2 protein-coding genes are annotated in these 2,426 nt (G+C 57.1%); both read right to left on the bottom strand.

Features of this window, described 5'->3' with window-relative positions:
- On the bottom strand, nucleotides 1-1,917 hold a 1,917-nt coding region (locus tag AC1D01_RS30295; RefSeq protein ID WP_477873036.1), incomplete at its 3' end, for a hypothetical protein.
- Between the two features lie 317 nt (nucleotides 1,918-2,234).
- A partial coding sequence (locus AC1D01_RS30290; RefSeq protein ID WP_477873034.1) for an IS3 family transposase occupies nucleotides 2,235-2,426 on the bottom strand: 192 nt, incomplete at its 5' end.

Here is a 2,426-nt window from a genome sequence, read left to right as displayed (position 1 = left end):
GGCTAGGAAGTTCTTGTAACCATGGAAGCCAGACTTGGTGACGATAAGCCTTGAGAAATCGATCGTAGGAAACGCTCCCTTGATAAACAGCCCTTCTAGCGTACGAATTGCATTGACGTCTTCCTTCAGTCCATAGAAGGACAGAAGCTTGACCGTCGTGGCATCGATAGAAAGCTTTTGCGCGGAGAAATAGAGATTCAAGAGCGACGCGATAGCGCCTCTAGCGTATTCGCGCCGCCCTCGGACATCGTCTGCGCCACTGTCGGAAGCGTTTGCCTGTTCACGTAGCAACGGAACGATGGAGTGCAGCGCGGCCTCCACCTCATCGGGATGCGACAAGAAGAACCGCTTTAGCTCCCGCGCCTCTTCGCTTTCCAGGTTCAGTCGGCTAAGGGCTCGCATCGTTCCGGACTCGATGCTGCTTCGTAGCAAGCCACGAAGCATCAGGAGAACCTCAAAGTACGAGCTCAGGAACGAGTACCGCAGCTCAACATCGCCGTTCTGCAAGACGAGCAGCGGGTTCAGCAACAGCTTGGCCAGAATGGGCTGTGCACGGGCCTCGTACAGGAGGAATAGCCGCTCCTGCATTTGTGCGACGGGCCAACGCTTCCCGTGGTCGATTACCAAGTCGGAAATCAGCTCGACGACATCAACGACCTGGATCTCGAGGTCATGCCGCGTCTGCTCACGGCGAAGGATCGAATGCACGATGTGGTCAGCAAGGTCGTTGTTCGAAGGATAAGGGGTAGAGTCATCCGAGACCTCGAAGCTTCCGTCCTTGCCTGCGCTGAGCGCGTCTTCCGCCACCGTCGTAGAGATGTCGGCCAGAAAGGGAATGATGCGGCCGTCGTCGTCATGGATGCGGATTTTGGCGACCTGCGCCATCACTCTGTCGATCATCGCCGAACCTGAAACGTAGCCCTGCAAGCGACGCGTCACGTAGCGCTTGCAGCTCGCTGTGTCGAACCCGAGTAGTTCATAGCGCTCAATGGCCAACGCCTCTAGTCCAGCGTCTTGCGCGACGACGTTGTTCCGGGTCGTCAGAAGGACGTTGCTACTCCCGAGTTGATCGTGAAGTTCCTTAAGCGATTCGAGAAAGGCCCCAACGTCGAACTGCTCTTGGAACAGCGAACTCAGCTCATCCAGACCGTCGATGATGATCGTCAAGTTACCGCAGACGACGGCCAAATCGAAGGTTGATCGATCGAAGAGCTTTCCGTGCCCTTGGTACTTCGCGTATAGCTCGTAGATGTCGTAGATCGTCTCGATTCGCGACGAGACAACCCCTCGCTCAGCCACGTACTTCTTGATCGCCTCCGCCTGGATGAGGATAACGGATGACCGCAGATCTTCACGAAAATGTAGCGCCCTTGAGACGGACAGGCACAACGAGGTCTTGCCCATGCCGCCGGGCGCGACCACAAGGTGCGCCGAGACGTGAGATGGTTTCTGCAGTACCTGCAGGAAATGGTCCAGTGCAGATTCGACGCGCACCTCGTCGCCGTCACCGTTGAGAAAGGTCAAGTCTTGATTCGTGTAGTTCTCGATGGGACTCGGCGGATCAATGGCCTTGAGGGTTTCGTCGATACAGTAGTCCCAGATATACTCCTTGTAAGTGCATTCGTGAACGCGCGTCAATAGCTTCGCTTCGGAGAATGCGCCGGCAATCAGATCCTGCTCCGGGCGCGCGACCCGATGGCGCAGAACTGTTATCTCGGGGGGACGAATGCCGGCAGCCAGCAAACGGGCCGCTGCGTGATGCGCTGTCTGCTGGATGTTGATATTGGCGTGCAGCGCCAGGAAGTAGTTCAATGCGGGGGACTTGGTCTCCCAGAGCTCGTACTTGATACGTTTTGCACCAGCGAAGTCGGTCCCATCGACTGCGTTCACGATCGCCCTGCGGTTTGGATGGTTCACGCGGATCAGTTCCTCGACACGAGTGAACTCATAGGAACTCTCCGATGGCATTGTCAAGCTCCGGCTCTTCTTTGGGCGTTCGGCGACAGACTTGCCTCGCAGTAGGTCAAGGAGCTCCTCCATCCGCTTTGGGTACTCCGCGTCATCACTGAAGTCCAGATAGAAGTGCCCTTGAAGGTATCGTGGGGTCGAGTCGGGTTCTCGCCGGATGATGACTAACTTGCTCTTCTTGTCTCGAAGCAATCCGTCCCAATGGACAGCACTGCCCATGAAGGTTTGACCTTGCCCTCGGATCTCGCATCCCATAGCCGAGGGCATTACGCGGCTCGCTTTTCCTGGGCAGCGAGCCAAGCCCGTTCGAATTGCATTGGACTGACGTAGCCGAGCGTCGAGTGAAGCCGGCGGTGGTTGTAGAACGCCAGCCAGTCGATGACCTCGTCCTTGGCGGCCCGCACTGTCTCGAACTTGCGCCCATACAGCCGGCCGACCTTGAGCGAGCCCCACAGGCT

This window comes from Rhizobacter sp. P3_B12 (genome assembly GCF_056402895.1).
The sequence above is the reverse complement of the archived record's forward strand: the minus strand, read 5'-3'. Positions and strand labels throughout refer to the sequence as shown.